The sequence below is a fragment of the Microbacterium oxydans genome, from assembly GCF_006540085.1.
GTDB classification, from domain to species: Bacteria; Actinomycetota; Actinomycetes; order Actinomycetales; family Microbacteriaceae; genus Microbacterium; species Microbacterium oxydans.
The window spans coordinates 93,797-113,919 of the sequence record NZ_BJOG01000010.1; the positions used below are offsets into that span (position 1 = coordinate 93,797).

The 20,123-nt window shown below is 68.3% G+C and carries 14 protein-coding genes and 1 tRNA gene; 6 read left to right on the forward strand and 9 right to left on the reverse strand.

Features of this window, described 5'->3' with window-relative positions; genetic code table 11:
• Window positions 1-38: 38 nt before the first annotated feature.
• Window positions 39-1,112 carry a glycosyltransferase family 2 protein gene (locus MOX01_RS18265; RefSeq protein ID WP_269140016.1) on the forward strand — a complete coding sequence of 358 codons (1,074 nt, stop codon included), beginning with the start codon at window positions 39-41 and terminating at the stop codon, window positions 1,110-1,112.
• A gap of 36 nt (window positions 1,113-1,148) precedes the next feature.
• Here the strand turns inward: MOX01_RS18265 and MOX01_RS18270 are convergent, their stop codons facing one another.
• Genes MOX01_RS18270 through MOX01_RS18280 form a run of 3 tightly spaced genes read right to left on the reverse strand, consistent with a single transcriptional unit; the run spans window position 1,149 to window position 5,501 of the window.
• Window positions 1,149-2,585, reverse strand: a complete 1,437-nt coding sequence (locus MOX01_RS18270; protein ID WP_141370980.1) for a CDP-glycerol glycerophosphotransferase family protein — start codon at window positions 2,583-2,585, stop codon at window positions 1,149-1,151.
• Window positions 2,582-3,835, reverse strand: coding sequence for a CDP-glycerol glycerophosphotransferase family protein (locus tag MOX01_RS18275; RefSeq protein ID WP_141370982.1), 1,254 nt, complete (start codon window positions 3,833-3,835; stop codon window positions 2,582-2,584). Before MOX01_RS18275 ends, MOX01_RS18270 begins: the two co-directional genes overlap by 4 nt.
• A 49-nt stretch (window positions 3,836-3,884) precedes the next feature.
• Window positions 3,885-5,501: a S1C family serine protease gene (locus tag MOX01_RS18280; RefSeq protein ID WP_230977843.1), complete on the reverse strand. Its 1,617-nt coding sequence runs from the start codon at window positions 5,499-5,501 to the stop codon at window positions 3,885-3,887.
• A gap of 98 nt (window positions 5,502-5,599) precedes the next feature.
• On the opposite strand from MOX01_RS18280, the gene MOX01_RS18285 reads away from it, so the two are divergent.
• The gene (locus MOX01_RS18285; RefSeq protein WP_061015801.1) at window positions 5,600-6,805 is read left to right on the forward strand and encodes an aminotransferase class I/II-fold pyridoxal phosphate-dependent enzyme; all 1,206 of its coding nucleotides are present in this window, start codon (window positions 5,600-5,602) and stop codon (window positions 6,803-6,805) included.
• Here MOX01_RS18285 and MOX01_RS18290 read toward each other — a convergent pair.
• Window positions 6,802-7,617, reverse strand: coding sequence for a carbon-nitrogen hydrolase family protein (locus MOX01_RS18290; protein ID WP_046749834.1), 816 nt, complete (start codon window positions 7,615-7,617; stop codon window positions 6,802-6,804). The genes MOX01_RS18285 and MOX01_RS18290 overlap by 4 nt on opposite strands.
• Before the next feature lie 95 nt (window positions 7,618-7,712).
• On the opposite strand from MOX01_RS18290, the gene MOX01_RS18295 reads away from it, so the two are divergent.
• From MOX01_RS18295 to MOX01_RS18305, 3 genes are all read left to right on the forward strand, one after another.
• Window positions 7,713-7,786: transfer RNA gene (locus MOX01_RS18295), tRNA-Met, on the forward strand.
• Between the two features lie 728 nt (window positions 7,787-8,514).
• Window positions 8,515-8,946 (forward strand): hypothetical protein, encoded by a 432-nt coding sequence (locus MOX01_RS18300; protein ID WP_230979373.1) that lies wholly within the window; start codon window positions 8,515-8,517, stop codon window positions 8,944-8,946.
• A gap of 25 nt (window positions 8,947-8,971) precedes the next feature.
• Window positions 8,972-10,066 carry a fatty acid desaturase family protein gene (locus MOX01_RS18305; RefSeq protein WP_141370986.1) on the forward strand — a complete coding sequence of 365 codons (1,095 nt, stop codon included), beginning with the start codon at window positions 8,972-8,974 and terminating at the stop codon, window positions 10,064-10,066.
• Between the two features lie 647 nt (window positions 10,067-10,713).
• Here MOX01_RS18305 and MOX01_RS18310 read toward each other — a convergent pair.
• From MOX01_RS18310 to MOX01_RS18320, 3 genes are all read right to left on the reverse strand, one after another.
• Complete coding sequence (locus tag MOX01_RS18310; protein WP_113681868.1) at window positions 10,714-11,058, reverse strand: arsenate reductase/protein-tyrosine-phosphatase family protein; 345 nt, start codon at window positions 11,056-11,058, stop codon at window positions 10,714-10,716.
• Window position 11,059: 1 nt separating this feature from the next.
• Window positions 11,060-13,966 (reverse strand): UPF0182 family membrane protein, encoded by a 2,907-nt coding sequence (locus tag MOX01_RS18315; protein WP_058631840.1) that lies wholly within the window; start codon window positions 13,964-13,966, stop codon window positions 11,060-11,062.
• A gap of 86 nt (window positions 13,967-14,052) precedes the next feature.
• Window positions 14,053-15,144, reverse strand: a complete 1,092-nt coding sequence (locus MOX01_RS18320) for a YlbL family protein (protein WP_141370988.1) — start codon at window positions 15,142-15,144, stop codon at window positions 14,053-14,055.
• A 118-nt stretch (window positions 15,145-15,262) separates the two neighbouring features.
• Here MOX01_RS18320 and MOX01_RS18325 point away from each other — a divergent pair, with 118 nt between their 5' ends.
• On the forward strand, window positions 15,263-16,672 hold the full coding sequence (locus MOX01_RS18325) for a zinc-dependent metalloprotease (RefSeq protein WP_141370990.1): 1,410 nt from the start codon (window positions 15,263-15,265) through the stop codon (window positions 16,670-16,672).
• A gap of 834 nt (window positions 16,673-17,506) precedes the next feature.
• Here MOX01_RS18325 and MOX01_RS18330 read toward each other — a convergent pair.
• Window positions 17,507-19,228 carry an ATP-dependent helicase gene (locus tag MOX01_RS18330; protein WP_046749546.1) on the reverse strand — a complete coding sequence of 574 codons (1,722 nt, stop codon included), beginning with the start codon at window positions 19,226-19,228 and terminating at the stop codon, window positions 17,507-17,509.
• Complete coding sequence (gene nudC / locus MOX01_RS18335) at window positions 19,225-20,106, reverse strand: NAD(+) diphosphatase (RefSeq protein WP_058631838.1); 882 nt, start codon at window positions 20,104-20,106, stop codon at window positions 19,225-19,227. The genes MOX01_RS18330 and nudC overlap by 4 nt, the downstream gene beginning before the upstream one ends.
• Window positions 20,107-20,123: the final 17 nt, after the last annotated feature.

The following is a 20,123-nucleotide window of genomic DNA, read 5'->3' on the forward strand; positions in this document are numbered from 1 at the left end:
TCAGGGAACGTCCGTCGGCGCCGTGCCATGATCGTCATGTGTCCGCATCCGAATTCCCCGCTCCCCCTTCCGGGGTGTCCTTCGTGATGCCGGTGCTCAACGAGCGCGCCTACCTCGAGCATGCGATCGCCTCGGTGCTCGCGCAGGACGTCGATGCGCCGACGGAGCTGGTGCTCGCGCTGGGACCGTCGACGGACGGCACCACCGAGCTCGCACGCCGACTCGCCGAAGCAGATGACCGGATCCGGTTGGTCGAAAACCCCGCCGCGCACATCCCGGTGGGCCTGAACGCCGCCATCCGCGCGAGTCGCTATGACACGATCGTGCGCGTCGACGCGCACTCCGAGCTCTCCCCCGGCTACGCCGCCCGCGCGATGGAGACCCTGGAGCGGACCGGGTCGGCGAATGTCGGCGGGGTGATGCACGCCGAAGGGCGCACCCCGTTCCAGAAGGCGGTCGCGCGGCTCTACAACTCCCCGGTCGGACTCGGCGGCGGCGCCTACCACGGGAGCGCGCACGAAGGTGAGGCGCAGTCGGCCTACCTCGGTGTGATGCGACGCGAGGTGCTCGACGAGGTCGGCCTGTTCGACGACTCGATCCGACGAGGCGAGGACTGGGAACTCAACCTGAGGATCCGTCAGGCCGGACACCGCGTGTGGTTCGACCCCGCCCTCTCTGTGACCTACTGGCCGCGGGAGAGCTGGCTGCGCCTGGCTCGACAGTTCCGGGCGACAGGCGCCTGGAGGGGTGAGCTCGTACGCCGATTCGGCAGGAGCAACGGAATCCGCTACTTCGCTCCCCCGGCGCTGGTCGTGGTCATCGCTCTCGCGGTCGTCCTCGCTGTGCTGCAGGTGACGGGGGTGCTCGCCGGAGCAGCCTCCCTCGTCGCGTCGATCCTCGTCTACGGACCGCTCGCGCTGTACCTTCTTCTCGTCCTCGGGGTCGCTCTCGCACCAGGCGGCGGCGGCTTCCGCCAACGACTCTGGACGATCCTGGTGCTCCCGACCATGCACGTCTCGTGGGGACTGGGCTTCCTCGGCGGGGTCCTGCGCGGCGCCCGCGACACCGTGGATGCCTCGCGTCTCGGCACCCGCAACACGCCTCTTCCCTGAGCCGGCGGCAGACACCAGCCCACACCACCGGCGCTATCAGCGCGTGACGAACCCCAGATCGAGGATCCGGTCGACCACGCGCTCGGCGGCGTGACCGTCGTCGCGCGAGTTGAACTGCCTCCGCCAGGCGGCGTACCGCGCCGCGTAGACGGCCTCGTGCCCTGAATCGGCGAGAGCGGCGGTGAGCTCCTCCTGCGTGCGCACGAGCGGCCCTGGTGCCCTCTCGGCGAGATCGAAGTAGAAGCCCCGCAGCTGTCCGCGGTAGTGATCGATATCGGGAACCAGGAAGTACATGGGCTTGCCGGTCACGCTGAAGTCGAACATGACAGAGGAGTAGTCGGTGATCAGTGCGTCGGCGGCGAGGAGCAGCCGCGCGGTCTCCGGGTACCCGGTCACGTCGATGACACGCGCACCTGCGCGGTCCCGCCCCTGCTCCAGGGTGCGCGAGTGCCCGCGGACGAGGACAACGGCGTCGGCCTCGCGTGCCAGCAGCTCAGCGTCGATGAAGTCCACCATCTCCGCGCGGTCGTCCCGCCACGTCGGCGCGTAGAGGAGCACGCGCTCATCCGCCTCGATACCCAACGATGCGCGGACCGCGACGGGATCCCCCGTGGTGAGCGCGTCGTTCCGCGGGTAGCCCTCCACCCAGATCGGGCGTCCGAAGAAGGCGTAGGCCTTGCGGAGGATGCGTTCGGAATAGGTGTTCTGCGCCAGCAGGACGTCCCAACGCCGTGACTCCTTCACGACGGCGGCCATGCGCCGCGGGTCGAAGCCGGGGCGGTGCAGGGCCAGTCGCTTGAGCGGCGTGCCGTGCCATGTCTGGAGCACCTTCTGTCCCGGCTTGCGTGCGAAACGTCGGCGCAGCCAGTCGTTCACCACGAGCAGCCGGGCCGCCCCGCGAGCGTGCCACCACTGCGGACTGCCCTCGACGACGGCGATCGCTCCTTCCGGGACCTCGACGGAGAGGTCGACGACGCTCCAGTATCGCCGCACCTCGGGAGCACGCGCCGCGAGTTCGCGATCGATGGCCCGCGGGTTGCAGCCGACGCTGCGGCCGTAGAAGCTCTCGAAGAACACCGCGTTCTCGGTTCCGCCCGCCTGCGCGACGTAACGCTCCTCCAGGGTCGAGCGGCCTTCCGCGGTCTCGTAGACCGGGTCGATCGGAGCGGCGATGCGGACGGTGCCTGCGTTCACGGCGACGCGGACCCCGGTGAGCACCGTGGACGGCAGCTGCAGCTCATCCAGATCGACGCCGGGGATGCGCAGCTCGTATGCTCCGGTCGGCAGCGGGAGGGACGGGCCACCCCACCGCGACGCCTGCAGAGGGAAGGTCGCCTTCCAGGTTCTCCCTCCGCCGGTGAGGCGGGCATCGACCTGCGCTCGCGGACCCACCAGCTCTGCCGCTTCCGGTCGCTGACCGGTCCCTTCGATGATCAGGGCCTCCGCCGCGTCATCGATGCGGGCCGTTGTCATACTGCTCCCTTCGGCGCGGGTATCCCCCGCGCGCGGATGACCTGGTACACACGCTCGGTGTTCCGTCCGTCCCGATATGCATGCATCTCCGCGCTGAGCGTAGCGGAACGCTCGGACGCCGCGTCACGCACGGCATCATCGCCGAGGAGCGCGTCGAGCTGCATCAGCAACTGCGTCCAGTCGGAGGCCGCATCGGGCCCCGCGACGTCCTCGAACCGGCCGTAGAACCCGCGGGTGCGGCCGTACTCCTCCGCATCAGGAGCCAGGAAGAGCACGGGCATCCGCAGCAGACCGACGTCGTACGCGAGCGAGGAGTAGTCGGTGATGAGCACGTCGACCGCGGGAAGCACGGGGGTCACGTCCGCCAGCAGAGAGGAGCCGAGCGCGCGCACCCGCCTGCTCGGAAGCGGCGGCGCATACCCGCCCTCGCCCAGCGGATGGGAGCGCACGAACAACACGGCGTCGTGTTGCTCGAGCACACGCAGGATGCGGATCCACTCCTCGCCGGTGGGGACCGCGGGGTCGGCGGCGCCGTCGCGCCAGGTCGGCGCGTACAGGATGGTGCGCGAGGTCTCGGAGACGTCGCCCGCGACTCGACGGAGCAGGGCGGACGCGCGCGATCTCACCTCATCCGCCGGTCCGGAGGAGAGCACGTCGACGCGAGGCTCCCCCGTGACGACGACGCGCTCGTCGCCGAGGCCGAACGCCGACTCCAGGCGCCCTCTCGCGCGATGCGAGGCCGCAGGGAGCACGCGGATGCGCTGGGCGGCCGCACGGTACAGGACACCGACCGCGCGACTCAGCAGCGCCGCTCCGGGGACGGCGGGGACCTCCGTCGTCGCCCGGGAGTCCAGCCCGATCCGCTTCAACGGGATCCCGTGCCAGAGCTGGACGACGAACCCGCCCCCGTTCGCGTAGCGGTTCACGTCGCCCAGTCCGTGGGTCACGACGAGCACGCCCGCCCGCGCTGTCGCCCACCAGCCTCGCAACCCGCTCTTGCGGACGAAGCGGATGCCGAGTGCGGCAGCGTCGTGGTCCTCGCGCTCCGACGACGTGAGCCATACCGTGTCGTGGCCGAGCCGCGCTGCGTGGCGCTGCAGCGCGAGAGCGCCGTCACCGACCCCGGCTCCACAGCCGAAGACCCAGCGCCGTCCACGCGGCAGCACGAGCGTGCCGATGCGTCCGACGGCATACAGCGGGATCCGGAGCAGCTTGGCCGCATTGCCGGTGCCGAAAGAGAAGGACGCCACTCCGCGAGCCTATCGCGGGGTGGCGTCCTTCTCTGTGTGTGAGGCGTACTCAGCCGGCGAGTTCGCCGAGCGTCACGTCGACGTCGTAGTCCTTGCCTCCGCGCACGTACGTGACCTTGGCATCGCTGCCGGCCGCAGCCGCACGGACCTGGGCGGTGAGATCGCTCGCACTGGTGATGGGGACACCGTTGAACTCGGTGACCACGTCACCCTCCTTGATGCCGGCGGCCGCCGCTGCGCCGCCCTCGTTCGCCTTGGCGATGTAGGCCCCGGAGACGGTCGCTCCCTGCACGCTCGAGGCGTCCTGCACGGAGGCGCCCAGCAGACCGTGCGTCGCGACCCCGTCGGCGATGATCTCGTCCGAGACGCGCTTGGCGATGTTCGACGGGATGGCGAAGCCGATGCCGATCGAGCCCGACTCCTCGGAGCTTCCCGAACTCGCGATCGCCACGTTGATGCCGATCAGCTCGCCCTTGCTGTTCACCAGAGCACCACCGGAGTTGCCGTGGTTGATCGCCGCGTCCGTCTGGATCACCGCGATCGAGATGGAGTCGGAGGTCTGCGGCGTGCCGCTGCCCGGGATGTCGAACTGGAACGGTCCCTGTCCCTGCCCCTGATCGGGCGTCTGCTGCTGATCCGGCGCATCCTGCGACGAGGAGTCGGGCAGCGCGGAGGAGGCGATCTGGATGCTCCGGTTCAGGGCGCTCACGATGCCGGTCGTGACGGAGTTCGCCAGTCCCAGCGGCGCGCCCAGCGCGACGGCCGTGTCTCCGACGTTGAGCTTCGAGGAGTCGGCGAACTCCATCGGGGTGAGCCCCTTGGCATCCTTCAGCTTGATCACGGCGAGGTCGTAGATCGGGTCGGTGCCGACCACGGTCGCCTCGAAGATGCGCCCGTCCGACGTCGTCACGCGGATCGTCGGATCGGCGACCGCGCCGCCCAGCGTCACGACGTGCGTGTTGGTGAGCACGTATCCGTCGTCGCTGATGATGACGCCGGACCCGCTGCCCGCCTGGTCGGAGCCGGCGACCTCGATGGTCACGACGGAGGGAAGGGCTGCCGTGGCGACGGCGGTCGTCTCGTTGACGGATCCGGGGTTGTTCACCGTCACGGTCTGCGGCCCTGTGGCTGTGCCCGACGACGGGCGGTCCTGGATGCCGTTGAGCAGCGCCCCTCCGCCGAATCCGGCGACTCCGCCGACCAGGGCTGCGGCCACGATGAAGGCGGCGAACTTCGCGCCGCCACGAGGCTTCTGCTCCTTGGTCTTCGTCCCGTCGCCGTGGGCGCCGTACGGAGCGCCGTCGCCGAGAGGCTGGGTGGGCTGCGTGTGCGCGGTCGCGGTGGGGATGCCGAACGCGGCTCCCTGCGCAGTGGCCGTTCCCGGTGCGCCGGCGGCCGGTGCCGCGTAGCCGTGCGGAACCGGGGCGATCACGGGCGCGGCCGGGGCCTGCGAAGTGAAGGACGACGGCATCTCGTGGCCCTGTGTCGGCGCGGCAGCGGCCGGAGCGACAGGCGCCGACGGCACGGATGACGTCGCGACGGAGGGCGCGGTCGAGTCAGCGGCGGCGTTCGTCGCCGGCTGTGCGGCGACCTCTGCGGCCTCGGTGGACGGCACGGCGTCGTTCGACGCGGGTACCGACTGGTCCTGGGGGTTGTCTTCGTTCATGGTGTGTGCTCCTTCGACGACCATTTCAGAATGACGCCTGTATCTGTGCGTTCCTTATGTCGAGGATGAGTTTCAGCTATGGCCTTAGCCTGTTCTTCATGAGTGTCATTCCCGGCGCATGGCGGCGCACGGCAGCGGGTGCAGGTCTGCTCGCTGCGGACGGAACCGTCGCGCCCACCATCTTCGCAGAGATGTCGGCGGCAGCGGCCAGAACCGGTGCCATCAACCTCGGGCAGGGCTTCCCCGACGAGGACGGTCCCGCCGAGGTTCTGGAGGCCGCACGAGCGGCCATCGCGAGCGGAGCGAATCAGTATCCGCCCGGTCGCGGCATCCCCGATCTCCTCGAAGCCATCAGCGCGCATCAGCAGCGCTTCTACGGGCTCTCGGTCGATCCGGCCACCGAGGTGATCGTGACCGCAGGGGCGACCGAGGCTCTCACCGCGACCCTCCTGGCGCTCATCGACGGCCCCGAGGACGAGGTGGTCGTGTTCGAGCCCTACTACGACTCGTACGCGGCCGCCGTGGCCCTCGCAGGGGCAGCCCTTCGCACGGTGCCGTTGCGGGCTCCGGACTTCCAGCCCGACCTCGAGCGCCTCGCCGCGACCGTGAACGACCGCACCAGGATCATCCTCGTCAACGACCCGCACAACCCGACGGGCGCGGTCTTCGGGCGCGATGTGCTCGAGGAGGTGGTGCGCCTGGCGGAGAAGCACGATGCGATCATCGTCACAGACGAGGTGTACGAGCATCTGGCGTTCCATGCCCCGCACACGCCGATCGCCACCCTTCCCGGAGCCGCCGACCGCACGCTCACGATCTCGTCCGCCGGGAAGACCTTCTCCGCGACGGGATGGAAGATCGGGTGGGTGCATGGGCCTTCCGCCCTGATCACCGCAGTCCTGACCGTGAAGCAGTATCTGACGTATGTGAACGGCTCGCCCTTCCAGCCCGCCGTCGCGGTGGGGTTGCGGATGGACGACGCGTACTTCGCCGACTCCGCAGCGTTGCTTGCACGCAAACACGGGATCCTCGGCGATGGTCTGCGCGCGGCGGGCTTCACCGTGCACGCCCCGCAGGGCGGCTACTTCACCGTCGCCGACGCGACCGGCCTGGGTGGAGGAGACGCCGCTGCATTCTGCCGGGCCCTGCCGGAGCGCGCCGGTGTCGTGGCGATCCCGCTCACGGCGTTCGTCTCCGCTGCACACAGGAGCGAGTACTCGGGTCTGGTGCGATTCGCCGCCTGCAAGCGCGTCGAGGTGCTCGAGGAGGCGGCGACCCGCCTCGCCGCTCTGTCCGGCCGCTAGGCCCGCACGGGCTCGACGACATACCGTCGTGCCCGCAGCGAGGGGTTGGTCACGCGGACGCGCTCGATCATGTCCCGCTCCACGGCGGCGACCGCGATCCCCGGGCCGGTGCCCACTCCGGCGAGCACGACGCCCTGGGGGTCGACGATCTGCGAGTGCCCGACACCGATAGGCGTCGGATGGTCGGCCGCGAGCACGTACACGGTGTTCTCGATCGCGCGCGCGGCGAGCAGTGTCGTCCAGTGGTGCTCCTTGAGCGGACCTCTCACCCACTCCGCCGGCACGACCAGGACGTCGGCCTCCGCGTCGACGAGAGAGCGGGCGACCTCCGGGAATCGGAGGTCGTAGCAGGTCATGAGCCCGAACCGCAGACCGCCCAGGTCGAAGGTGGCCGCGACTCCCACCTCGCCGGGCTCGACCCAATCGGACTCGGTCTGCCCGAACGCGTCGTAGAGGTGCTGCTTGCGGTACACCGCGAGCACGCCGTCGCCTCGCACCGCCACGACCGTGTTCCGGACCCGCCGCTCGTCGGATGCCCGTTCGGCGAGGCCGGCGACGATCACGACCGCGTACTCCCCCGCCAGCGCCGTCAGCGTCGAGACGAACTCCCCGTCGAGTTCTTCCGCGTTCGCCACCAGGCTCTCGTCCATCGGGTCCACGAAGTAGCTGGAGTACTCCGGGAACACGATCAGCTTCGCGCCGCGCGCAGCCGCAGCTGATGTCAGCTCGGCTATCCGTTCACGATTGTCGGCTCGGGATGCGGTCGGCGCGAACTGGCACACGGCGACGGGGACGGCTGCGGTCTCGGACATGTCTCCATCCTCGCGCATCGACACGCCCGGGGCCCCGTCCGGAGGGCCCCTCGATTAGACCGACCTCGGAATCCGTGATAAGTTTCTTCTTGTGCCGCGGGGTGGAGCAGTTCGGTAGCTCGCCGGGCTCATAACCCGGAGGTCGCAGGTTCAAATCCTGTCCCCGCAACAAGATAGGCCCCGAGATCACTACGATCTCGGGGCCTTCACCTTTTTAATCGCGCACGACTCGACAGATTCGGTCGAGAATATGCAGCCATCGGCTCACGGTCCGGGTGGACAGCAGCGAAGTGCAGCACAGCGAGATCAGCAGGCTCCTCCACTCCGTGATGTTCCCGATCCAACGCATCGTGCAGGGCGAGAGTCATCTTCAAACGATTCTGGCTGGGATAGTCACATGCTTCCGTGAACGCGCGACACGGCGACTCGACGGAACGTTGTATAGCTGCTGGCCGACCTCAGGCGGTGCGCCCGTCGCGGGTCTGGGGTCCCCTGAGCGGCGGACGCACCTTGCGAGAACAGGGTTTGCGAACAGCGGAAGGGCCCTCACGAGGAGAGCTCCATCGCACTGCTAGTAAGAGCCCCGCCGACCAGAACGACGCCTCCAAACTCCCCAGAAGTTCGGGCCGCGCTCTAGTCCGAACCGTACACCCGCGATACCCCCGCTACACCCCCCGTGATCAACGCCTTCCAACTACTGCAGGGGACTTGGGTGGCACCGTAGCGTGTGCCTGCGGTGCGAGACCCTTCGAGGTGGCACCTCGGGGTGGCCGGAGAAACGTACCTGTGAGCGCGTACAGCTTGAGAGCGTACCGTCGGCAAATGAGTACACAACTGAAGAACGATTCCCCACTCGGGCTGGGGACGGTGCTCGTCGGATCTCTGCCGGCGAAGCTGATGACCGACGAAGCGCCCGACCGTTACACCGTGGAAGCGGTGTTCACCCGCCAGGCAGATCGCGACGAAGTCACCGCGATCCATGACGGCACCACCCGCGATTACTTGTCGACGAAGGGGTATCCCACCGTCGAGTTGCACGTCTCGGATCGACGCCTCGAGATTTACAACACGAACCTGGAAGAGCTCCGTGACGGCCTCGCACAGGTCATCGCCGAACACCTGTCGGAGATGACTGCAACGATTCGCGCCGAGCGCGAGGTCGCGTCCGCGAGGCTCAACGATGCATCCGAGCGGGAGCAGGCACGCGCTGCCGCCGTTGCGGCGTTGGCGGAGTCGGTCACTTTCTCCTCCAGCACCCCGAACGCGGATGTCGATACCTCAGCGCGTGCAGATGATTGGATCAGCGAGGGCGGCGCCGCCCGCAGCTAGCGGACACATCCGCCTGGAGGTCATCATGACTACCGTCCGCAGCACATATCCCCGCGACCGTTCGGACGCGGGACAACGGGTCGCGAGCCCGTTTACAGATCTCGCACAGCAAGTCCGGGACCGAGGTCTCCTACGACGCCGCTATGGGTACTACTGGACGAAGCTGATCGCAGCTCCGGTGGTCGTCGCGGCGTGCCTCGCAGCGTTTGTGTGGATCGGTGAGTCGTGGTGGCAGCTGGTCACCGCGGCGGCACTGGCGGTCGTGTTCACTCAGATCGCGTTCTTGGGGCATGATGCCGCGCACCGGCAGATCTTCTCTTCAGGGAAGTGGAACGATTGGGTGAGCATCGTCCTCGGGGACCTGCTCGTGGGCATGAGCTACGGGTGGTGGCAGCACAAACACACTCGCCACCACGCCAACCCGAACAAGCTCGATGCTGATCCGGATATCGAACTGCCCGTGATCGCCGTCACGCCGGAGACTACGGCGAGGCACCGCAGTCCCCTGTTGCGATGGTTGCGCGGGCATCAAGGCCTGCTCTTCTTTCCGATCCTGCTGTTTGAGGGGCTGTCGTTGCATGCGTCGGGCGTTCGGCGCGTTCTCTCGGCTGGCAAGCTTCCGCGGCGGTGGGCGGAGATCCTCTTCCTGACAGTCCGGATCGGAGGGTACTTGCTGCTGGTGTTCGTGGTGCTCTCCCCAGGGATAGCGTTCGTGTTCCTTGCTGTCCAGCTGGGGTTGTTCGGGTTCTACATGGGCATCTCGTTCGCGCCGAACCACAAGGGGATGCCCATCGTGCCGCGCGACATGAAACTGGACTTCCTCCGCCGCCAAGTGATGATGAGCCGCAACGTTCACGGAAGCCGTGCCCTAGACGTGCTCATGGGGGGCCTGAACTATCAGATCGAACACCACCTCTTTCCCTCGATGCCGCGCCCGCATCTGCGTCGCGCGGCCCCCCTCGTCGCCGCGTACTGTCACGACAACGGGGTGCCGTACGCTCAGGTCGGACTGCTCACGTCCTACAGAATCGTGGTCCGCTACATCAACCGTGTCGGACTAGGAGAACGCGACGTCTTCACCTGCCCGCTCATCCAGACGCGGACTGCCATCGGCGCGTAGACCACATCATCGACGCCATCGACAACAGCGGCCTCGCGCTCCCGGGGAGGTTTTGAATGGCGAAGTATCGATATCAGGCCGTGCGTGCGCTCCAGCCATCCCCGGAACACCGGACAACTGAAGATATGTTCAGCTCCAGTCGAATCGTGCGCCAGTATGAGTTAGGTCCTAGCCAAGCGCGTTCCGCGCGTCTGAGAAGATCGACGGATGCGGAACCTGTCGACATCACCAACGCTGAGCGCCATGTCTGGGGCGAGGTGTCTGATGGGTGGCGGCTGCTCGATAGCCCGCAGTTCTCCGTGATCGAGGCGCGAGTGCCGGCAGAGGGCCCAGGGGACGCCGCTGACGCGCGAGGGCGAAAGCTCGACACATTCGCTCGACAGAAATCGGACGCAATGCCTGATTCGCGGTGATTTGCGCTGATTGGATGACCCCACGGAAAGACCCGGTCAGCCAAAGATCGCGCAAACCAGCACAAGCTTTGTAGTAGGGGCGCCTGGCTCCCGGAGGTCGCAGGTTCAAATCCTGGCCCCGCAACAAACGACAGCCCCTCCGACTCGGAGAAATCCAGTTCAGAGAGCCTTTCGCTTTCTCTGTTCATCCTGAACCGCATCAGCCGCAGCGGGCAGCGGGCAGCGGGCAGCGAGTCAGAGGAGTTCGGCCACCAGGCGCTCGATCCGGGTGCGGATGTCGTCGCGGATGGGACGGACCGCTTCGATGCCCTGCCCTGCGGGGTCATCGAGCTTCCAGTCCTCGTAGCGCTTCCCTGGGAAGAGGGGGCAGGCATCTCCGCATCCCATCGTGATCACGACGTCCGACGCCTGGACGGCTTCGGTGGTGAGCACCTTCGGCGCCTCCGCCGCGATGTCGATACCGAGCTCGGCCATGGCGTCCACCGCGATCGGATTGATCTGATCGGCCGGTATGGACCCGGCGGGGGTCGAGACACGAATGGGCGCCCCGAGGGACGCCCATTCGAATCGTTGCCGCAGGTCAGTTGCCCGCGGAGTCCAGCTCGATCAGCTTCTGGACCGCGGCAGTGAGGCGCTCGTCGGCCTCGGCGAACTTCGCGAGGTCACCCGCCTTGAGCGCGGTCTCGCGGTCGACCAGGGCCGCCTGAGCGGCCGCCAGTGCGTCCGCTTGGGCGTCCGTGGGCTGCGAGGGCTCCGTGGGGACCTCTCCGGTGTCCGGGACCTCGGCGTTCGGATCCGGCTCCACCGTGTCGTCACCGCCGGTCGCACCGGAATCACCGCCGAACAGCGTGTCGAGCGCTTCCGTGAGCGTGTTCTCGAACGCGACGCGATCACCGAACGCCACGAGCACCTTCTGCAGTCGCGGCAGCTGGGTTCCCTCGGACGACTGTACGTAGACGGGCTGCACGTAGAGCAGACCGCCACCGACGGGCAGCGTCAACAGGTTTCCGTAGATGACCTCGGACTCCCCCTGCTGGAGCAGGTTGAGCTGGGGGACCACCGACGTGTCGGAGTTGTACGTGTTCTGCACCTGGCCGGGACCGGGGACCGTGGTGTCGGTGTCGATCTCGAGCATGCGCAGCTGGCCGTAGCCGTCCGCCTTCACGCCCTTCTCCGACCCCGCATCGGAATCCACCGCGAGGTAGCCCATGAGCACGTCACGGCTTCCTCCCGCGCCCTGCGAGTTCGGGATGAACGTGGAGAACATCGAGAATCTCGGGGCGTCCTGACCCGGCATCTGCATGGTCAGGTAGTACGGCGGCTGCAACATCGACTCGCTGCGCGGATCGTTCGGCGTCTGCCAGCGGTTGTCCTGCTGAGCGAACGATCCGGCCTTGTCGACGTGGTAGACGCCGAGGATGTCGCGCTGCACCTTGAACAGGTCGGTCGGGTAGCGCACGTGACTCATGAGCTCACCGGACATCTCGCTGATCGGCTTCAGCGTCGACGGGTAGACCTTCTGCCAGGTCTTCAGCACCGGGTCCTCGTCGTCCCACGCGTACAGCGTCACCGAACCGTCATACGCGTCCACGGTCGCCTTGACCGAGTTGCGGATGTAGTTGATGTCGTCGATGGCGAGCGTCGGCGACGGGATGTTGGAGTCGGCGATCGCGTCCGACAGGCTCACGCTCGTCGAGTACGGGTAGGTCTGGCTGGTCGTGTAGCCGTCGACGATCCAGACGATACGGCCGTCCACCACGCTCGGGTACGGGTCGCTGTCGAGCTCGAGGTACGGCGCGACCTTCTGGACGCGCGTCTTGGGGTCGCGGTCGTAGAGGATCTGCGAGTCCTCGTTGACGAGGTTCGAGAACAGGATCTGCTCTGACTGGAACTTCAGCGCGTAGAGCAGCTTCGTGAACGTGTCGCCGATCTTCGGACCGCCGTCGCCCTCGAACGTGGTCTTCGTCTCACTCGAGCCGTCCTTGCCGCGCGGGTAGTCGATCTCCGCGGGCTCGGAGTCCTTGGGGGCGCCGACGATCGAGTACTCGGGCGAGTTCTCGCCGAAGTACACACGCGGTTCGAAGTTCTCGCGGTCGGACAGGAAGCCCGAGGTCGGGATGCCGCGCTCGAGGAACACGGGCTCGCCGTCGGTGGTGCGCTGGTTGCCCGCGGCGGCCACGAGACCGTAGCCGTGCGTGTACACCGCGACACGGTTGTTCCAGTTGTCGCCGTCGCCGAGGCCCGACATGTCGAGGTCGCGCACAGACACCACGGTGTCCTGCATCTTGCCGTCGATCTCGTAGCGGTCCACGTCCATCGTGGTCTGGAACTGGTAATAGCCGCGGTACTGCTCGAGCTGACGCACCGTCGGCGGGATCACCTTCGGGTCCATGATGCGCGTCGAAGCGGTGGTCTCGGCGTCTGCGCGCAGCTGGCCGGCCTCGGCGTCCGTCTTGGCGGCGAACGGCGTGGTCTCGAGGTCTGCCACCCCGTACGCCTCCTTGGTGCCGTCGATGTTCCGCTGGTAGTACTCGGCCTGGTAGGCGTTCTGGTTCGGCTTCACCTGGAACGTGGTGACGACCCAGGGGTAACCGATGCCCACGACGAGCGATGCCACGATCAGCAGGGCGGTCGCCGCCAGCGGGAAGCGCCAGCGCCCGATGACGGCGGTGACGAAGAAGAGTATCGCCACGACGGCGGCGATGATGGCGAGGATCGCGAGACCGGGGATCGTCGCGTTGACGCCCGTGTAGGCCGCACCGGTGATGCGGTCGTCGGGCTCGACGAGGGTCTTGTACTGGTCGAGCCAGAGGCTGGCGGCCTGCACGAGCAGGTAGAGGCCGGCGATCACCGCGAGCTGGATGCGGGCGGGCTTCGAGATGCGCAGCTCGCCCTGGCCGATGCGCACAGAGCCGTACAGGTACGACACCAGCGCGGTCACCAGCAGCGAGAGCAGGAGCACCGCGGAGACGAACGCGAGCAGGATCGAGTAGAACGGCATCGCGAACATGTAGAAGCCGGTGTCGATGCCGAACTGGGGGTCGACGTCGGACGTCGCCACACCGTTGGCCCAGAGCCAGACCGTCTTCCACTGCCCGGCGGCAGCGAAACCGGCGAAGAGACCGAAGAAGATCGGCATGCCCCACATCGCCAGGCGACGGAGCGGTTCGATGACCTCCTGGTAGCGGTCCAGCTGCGAACTGAGCCGGACGTACACGGGACGGAGCCGGTAGGCGAGCTGGATGACGACGAACAGCGGCACGGCCATCCCGAGGAAGCCGACCACGAACATCACCGCCGTGGCGATCCACTGCGTCGTGAGGACGCCGGTGAAGCCCACCTGGTCGAACCAGAGGAATTCCGTGTAGAGGGAGGCGAACACGAAGAACACCGCGATCAGTGCGGCGATGATCACCAGTGAGATGCCGAGGATACGTCGGGACGTTCGAGGCGTGGCCGGATTCGGAGCTGAGGGCGAGGAGGTCACCCCTCCATCCTAGGCATCGCTCACTGTGCGCAGGCTGTCATCCCGGTCACGGGGCGGTCACGGCGTGGTCGCAGCAGCTTCCGCGCTCACCGGCCGGCGACGTCGCACGTCGGGAGCGCAGCGACGTCTCCGTCGTCGGCGATCACCTGCAGGGCGGCCAGCGACTCGTCGAGGGTCGCCGTGCGGATCACCTGAAGCCCGTCGGGCACATGACCCACGACCTCGTCGCAGTTGTCGGCCGGCGCGAGGAAGTACTCCGCTCCGGCATCTCTGGCGCCGTAGAGCTTCTGCCGGATGCCGCCGATCGGGCCGACGGTGCCGGCCGCGTCGATCGTTCCGGTACCGGCGATGTCCTTGCCGCCGTTGAGCTCGCCCTCGGTGAGCGTGTCGATGATGCCGAGTGCGAACATCATCCCGGCGCTCGGCCCGCCGACGTTGTCGAGCTGGATCGTCACGTCGATCTCGAAGTCGTAGTCGGTGCGGAGGGTGATGCCGATGAGCCAGGCGGTCTTGTCCCCCTCGGTGTGCTCCTCCGGGGTGACCTCGACGGTCTGCTCGGCGCCGTCGCGCACCACGGTGAGCTGCACCGGGGCTCCTCCCGCCGCCTGGATCGCCTCTCTCAGCTGGGTGGCCGAGGTGAGGGCCGTGCCGTCGATCGCGGTGATCACGTCGTCGGCTTCCAGGACGCCGTCGGCCGGCGAGTCCGCGACGGCATCGACCACCACGACCTGCGCGCCGGTGTCATAGCCGAGCTCGTTCAGCGCTGCCGCCGTCGCCTCGTGCTGGGAGTCGACCATCAGTGTGGCGTTGCGCTCATCGCGCTGTTCGGTGGTCACGCCCTGGGGGAACACGGAATCGAGCGGGACGACCGCCTTCGACGAGTCCATCCAGGCCAGAGCGAGCTCGAACCAGCTCGGAGTCCGCTCACGGTTGCCGACGACCTGCACCGTGGTCAGATCGAGGGTGCCGGCGGTCTCGAACGTCTCCGCGCCTTCGACGCTGATGAGCGGCACCTGCTCGCCGTCCGCGCCCTTCGCGGTGCCGAGCGTGTCGTACACCGGCCCCGGCCGCTGGATCACATAGGGCGACGGAAGGAAGGTGAGCAGGACCAGCGCGAGGAGCGCGACGATCAGCGCCCAGACTCCGAGTCCGAGCTTCCCAGACCGCGTTCGATCCACTGCATTCCTCCGTCGTTCGCGAGCGGCGTACACCGATCTGCCCGCATCGGGTTCGCGCGCAGAAACCTGTGACTAGCGTAGATGCCACGGCAACAGAACTGCTGAGAGGGCGAGTGACATGGCAGACAACGACCCGACACCCGAGGACTTCCAGGAGTTCCTGCGGAAGATGCTCTCGAACCAGGGCGGCGGGGACATCGACCCCGAAGCGCTCAGGGGCGCGTTCGAGGGGATGGACGGATTCACCCTCGACCCGGCGATGATGCAGACCATCATGTCGCAGCTCCAGGGCGCCTTCGGCGGTGATCCGTGGGAGAACGCCCTGCGCCAGGCCCTGTTCATCGCCAATCGCGACGGGCAGGGAGTGACCGACGGTTCCCGCACCTCGCTCGCCGATTCCTTCGCGCTCGCGAACCTGTGGCTCGGCGAGGCGACGACGATCTCCGAGCTCTCCGAGGCTCCGACGGCGATGACCAGGGGCGAGTGGGTCGAGAAGACGCTCCCGGTGTGGAAGGAGATCGCCGACCCGGTGTCGACGAGCATCGCCGACGCCCTGACCTCGGCGTTGGACACGCAGGTGCCCGAGGACATGCGCGGCGTCGTGCAGGGAGCGGGGAAGCTCATGCGGGGCCTGGGCGGCTCGGTGTTCGCCGCGCAGTTCGGGCAGGTTCTGGGAAACCTCTCGCTCGAGGTCGTCTCCGGTGGCGACGTGGGAATCCCCGTGCTCCCTGCGGGGACCGCGGCCATCATCCCGCAGAACCTCACGGCGTTCGGGGAGGGGCTCGAGATCCCGGAAGACCAGATCGCGCTGTACCTCGCCACCCGCGAACTCGCCTACGCGCGGCTCTACCGGCACGCGAAGTGGCTGCACCTGCACGTGATGGCGCAGATCACCGACTTCGCACGGGGAGTCACCGTGGACGTCGACGCTCTGGAAGACGTGGCCAGTCGCCTCGACCCCTCCGATCCCGAAGAGCTTCGCGCGGCCATCGAGGGCGGCGCGCTCCTCCCCGTGCAGAGCGAGGCGCAGCGCGAAGCCCTGACCCGTCTCGAGAACCTCATCGCGACGATCGACGGCTGGGTGGACGTGGTGACCGCCGAGGCGACCTCCCGTCTGCCGGACGGCGCCCGTATCGCGGAGGCCGCTCGACGCCGTCGTGCCGTGGGCGGACCGGCCGAGGACGCGCTCGGCGCGCTGGTCGGGCTCAAGCTCCGCCCCCGTCGGATGCGCGAGGCATCCGAGATGTGGCAGGCGGTGACGGATGCTGTCGGCATCAGCGGCCGCGACTCGCTGTGGGACTACCCGGACCTCATGCCGACCGCCGAAGACATCGACGACCCGAGCGGGCTCGTGGCTCGCCTCCAGGCCGCAGAGCGCGGCGAGCAGCCCGTCGCCGACGAGTTCGATGAAGCACTGGCCCGCCTGCTCGACGGCGACGACTTCTCGCAGGACAGGCCCGCGGACCAGAACTCCGCGGATTCGGACGGAGACGACGACGCAGCGCCGGAGGGCGACCGACCGGTCTGAGCACGACGGGTGCGGCCGAGGGAGCTCCCTCGACCGCACCCGTCCTCCCCCGTCTGGCGGATACGGAGGAGTTCTCCACCGATGCCCGCAGACGGCCCCGCACCGCCCGGTTCCTCTCCACAATCGGAGAGATGCCGTTGACTCCTCCGCTCCTCACCCGCCTGGACCCGGGCTCTCCGCTGCTCTGGCGAGATGAGCGCACGCTCCAGCTCGGCGACGATGACGGTCCCCGCTTCGACGCCGCGGAGCCCTGGGTGGAGCGGTTGCTCAGCCGGCTGCGCTCCGGGTTCCGCCGCGGCTCCTTCGACGTGATCGCCCATGCGGCCGGCGCACCGCGGGAGGCGGCACGGATGCTTCTCGCTCGACTCGACGCGCTCCTGGTCGACGACCCCGCGCCCGCCCGATCGGCCTGGGTGGAGAGCATCGGCCTCTCGGACGGCCGCGGCGAGTATCGCATGCGGGAAGCGCTGACGGACGAAGGAATCACCCTGGTCGAGATCGGTCGGCGACCCGGTGTCGGTGTCGTGCTCGTGAACGGAGCGACCGCCGCGCTGCAGTTCGCCCGCTTTCTGCGCGAGGACACCGCGCACCTGCCCGTGTCGTTCGAGCCGGGCAGGGTCACCGTCGGGCCGCTCGTGGTTCCCGGCGCATCGGCGTGCCTCGCATGTCGCGACGCCCATGCCCGAGACCTCGAGCCGGCCTGGCCGCTGCTGCACGCACAGATGATCGGCCGAGACTCCGGTCCGATCAGGGCTGCGCAGGTCGCCGAGGCCGGGCGACTCGCGGCTGTGCTTCTCGCCGACGACGCCACGGCCATCGGACGCACGGTGCGGGTCAGCGCTGACGGCTCGCTCGCGTGGCGTTCGGTGACGTTTCACGAAGAATGCCGGTGCCGCGGCCCGTGGTTCCCATCTCGGCGAGGAACCGAGACGGTGCGCGCTCTCCCCGACCCGCCGATCTCGACCATGACAGCGCCAGCGTCCGCGCGGCGCGCGTGACACCGACGTACGCCAGGCGGCGCTCCTCGTCGACCGCCTCGAACGTCGTCGCGTAGGAGATGGGCAGCGACCCCTCCGCCCACCCGGCCAGGTAGACGTGCGGCCACTCCAGGCCCTTGGCCGCGTGCAGAGTCGACAGGGTGACCGTGCGCATCGTCGGCTCGTGCTGATCCTTCGCCCGCGCCATCAGGGCGTCGCTGAAACTGCGCAGGTCCGAGTCGGGCCCGGCTTCTTCCGCGAGCCGCAGAATCGCTCGCCGGGCCTCCCACCCGTCCCGTTGCGCTCCTCCGGCAGCGGGCGGCTGTTCCGTGAGTCCGAGCTCGCGGAGCACGCGCTCCACTCCGGCGAGGAAACCCTGCTCGGTCGGGGCGACGGCCGCAGCGCGAAGGGCGAGGATCGCCTGGCGGACCTCCGGCATCGAGAAGAACCTCGTCCCCCCGAGGACCGTGGTCGCGATGCCCTCGGCGGCGAGCGCCTGCTGCAGCACGGCGGACTGGGCATGAGCGCGATAGAGCACTGCGATCTCGTCGGGAGAGGTGCCGGCTTCGATACGGGCGGAGATGCCGGCGGCGATCCCCGCAGCCTCCTCGCCCTCGGTGTCGTACGCGGTGATCGTGGGCGCGTCCGCAGTGAACTGCTCGCGCGCCGGTACGAGTTCGAGCGCGCCGGGACGACCCCGCATCAGCGCATTCGCCGCGGTGAGGATCGGCGGCTGCGAGCGGTAGTTGGTCTCCAGTCGCACCACCGTGGCGTCGGGGTGACGGCGCTCGAACTCGAGGAGGAACCGCTGCTCGGCCCCGGCGAACGAGTAGATCGTCTGGCTGGCGTCACCCACGACGCAGATGTCGTGCCGGTCCCCGAGCCACAGCTCGAGCAGACGGTTCTGCAACGGAGACACGTCCTGGAACTCGTCGACCGTGAAGTGACGGTACTGCTCATGGACGGACGCGGCCACGCGCGGCTCGGCCTCGAGCATGCCGGCACAGGCCAGGAGCACGTCTTCGAAGTCGAGCTGACGGCGGTCGTCCTTGAGCGCCTCGTACCCGCGCATCAGCTCGACCAGCTGCGTCGCGTCGACCCCGGAGACCGGCCGACCCAGCGCGGCGTACTGGTCGATCGAGAGCATCGAGACCTTGCGCCACTCGATCTCCGAGGCGATGTCCCGCAGCGTCGCGGTGCTGGGCCGGAGGCGGATCGCATCGGCAGCCTGCCCGAGCATCCGCACCTTGTTGTCGATGATCGACGGCGCGGGCGAGCCGGCCAGAGTGGGCCAGAAGAAGTTCAGCTGCGCGAGTGCCGTCGCGTGGAAGGTGCGAGCGGCGACGCCCTCGACGCCGAGCGCGCGCAGCCGTCCGCGGAGCTCCCCCGCAGCCTTCGCCGTGAAGGTCACGGCCATCACACGCGACGGCGAGTAGGCCCCCGTGTCGACACCGTGGGCGATGCGGTGGGTGATCACCCTGGTCTTGCCTGTTCCGGCTCCCGCGAGCACGACGACGGGACCTCGCAGCACGGATGCCGCCGCCCGCTGCCGCTCATCGAGGGCATCGAGTGCGCTCACGCCTTGTCCTCGTACCAGTCGACGATCAGCGCCCGAGCGATCGATGCAGGTCCTGGAAGCCCGACCGGTCCGTCTCCGACGAGCGCGGATCCGATCTCCGCACGTGTGAACCAGCGGACCTCGATGATCTCCTCGCCGTCGGCGCGCGCGGTCGTCTCGTCGTCGACGACGGCGCGGAAGCCGACCATGAGCGACCGCGGGAACGGCCAGGGCTGCGAGGAGACGTATCGGAGGGCGGACAGACGCACACCCGACTCCTCCTCGATCTCACGGTAGGCGGTGGATTCGAGGGACTCCCCCGCTTCCGTGAACCCCGCGAAACAGGAGAACATCCGCCCGCCCCAGTTCGCGTTGGCGCCCAGCAGCAGGCGCTGGCCGTCCCTGCTCTCGACGGCGACGATCACGGCGGGGTCGGTGCGGGGGAAGTGCTGCCGTCCGCAGACGAGACAGCGCCGGGACCAGCCCGCCTGTCGGAGCTCGGTCTCCCCTCCGCACGTGGGGCAGAACGCCGCGTCCTGAAGCCAGCCGGCAAGCGCGATCGCGCTGATGAGCAGCTCGGATTCCTGGCCGTCGATGCGACCACCCAGATCGCGCAGTCCCAGCCAGATCTCGTCCGGCGCCGTGTCGAGAGCATCGTTCTCCGGCGGGGCGGCCGCGAGGAGCAGCAGGGTGCCGTCGAGATCGCGCCCCAGAAGCGCCCAGCTCGCCTCCACGACGGCATCGGGTGCGACGCGCACGAGTGCGGAGTCGACGACTCTGACACGACCTTCACGGACCACGATGACGCGCGTCGCCGGGTCGTCGCGGAGACGGGCGAGCACATCCGGTTCTTCGCGGAGTTCGGCCGCACGGTCGAGGGACGGGCGCTGAATGGTCATCGACTCCCTCTTTCACG

Coding starts and splice junctions, on each gene's coding strand:
- MOX01_RS18270 (WP_141370980.1), bottom strand. CDS start 2,585: ATGACAACGGCCCGCATCGATGACGCGGCGGAGGCCCTGATCATCGAA.
- MOX01_RS18300 (WP_230979373.1), top strand. CDS start 8,515: ATGACCGACGAAGCGCCCGACCGTTACACCGTGGAAGCGGTGTTCACC.
- MOX01_RS18305 (WP_141370986.1), top strand. CDS start 8,972: ATGACTACCGTCCGCAGCACATATCCCCGCGACCGTTCGGACGCGGGA.
- MOX01_RS18280 (WP_230977843.1), bottom strand. CDS start 5,501: ATGAACGAAGACAACCCCCAGGACCAGTCGGTACCCGCGTCGAACGAC.
- MOX01_RS18285 (WP_061015801.1), top strand. CDS start 5,600: ATGAGTGTCATTCCCGGCGCATGGCGGCGCACGGCAGCGGGTGCAGGT.
- MOX01_RS18325 (WP_141370990.1), top strand. CDS start 15,263: ATGGCAGACAACGACCCGACACCCGAGGACTTCCAGGAGTTCCTGCGG.
- nudC (WP_058631838.1), bottom strand. CDS start 20,106: ATGACCATTCAGCGCCCGTCCCTCGACCGTGCGGCCGAACTCCGCGAA.
- MOX01_RS18290 (WP_046749834.1), bottom strand. CDS start 7,617: ATGTCCGAGACCGCAGCCGTCCCCGTCGCCGTGTGCCAGTTCGCGCCG.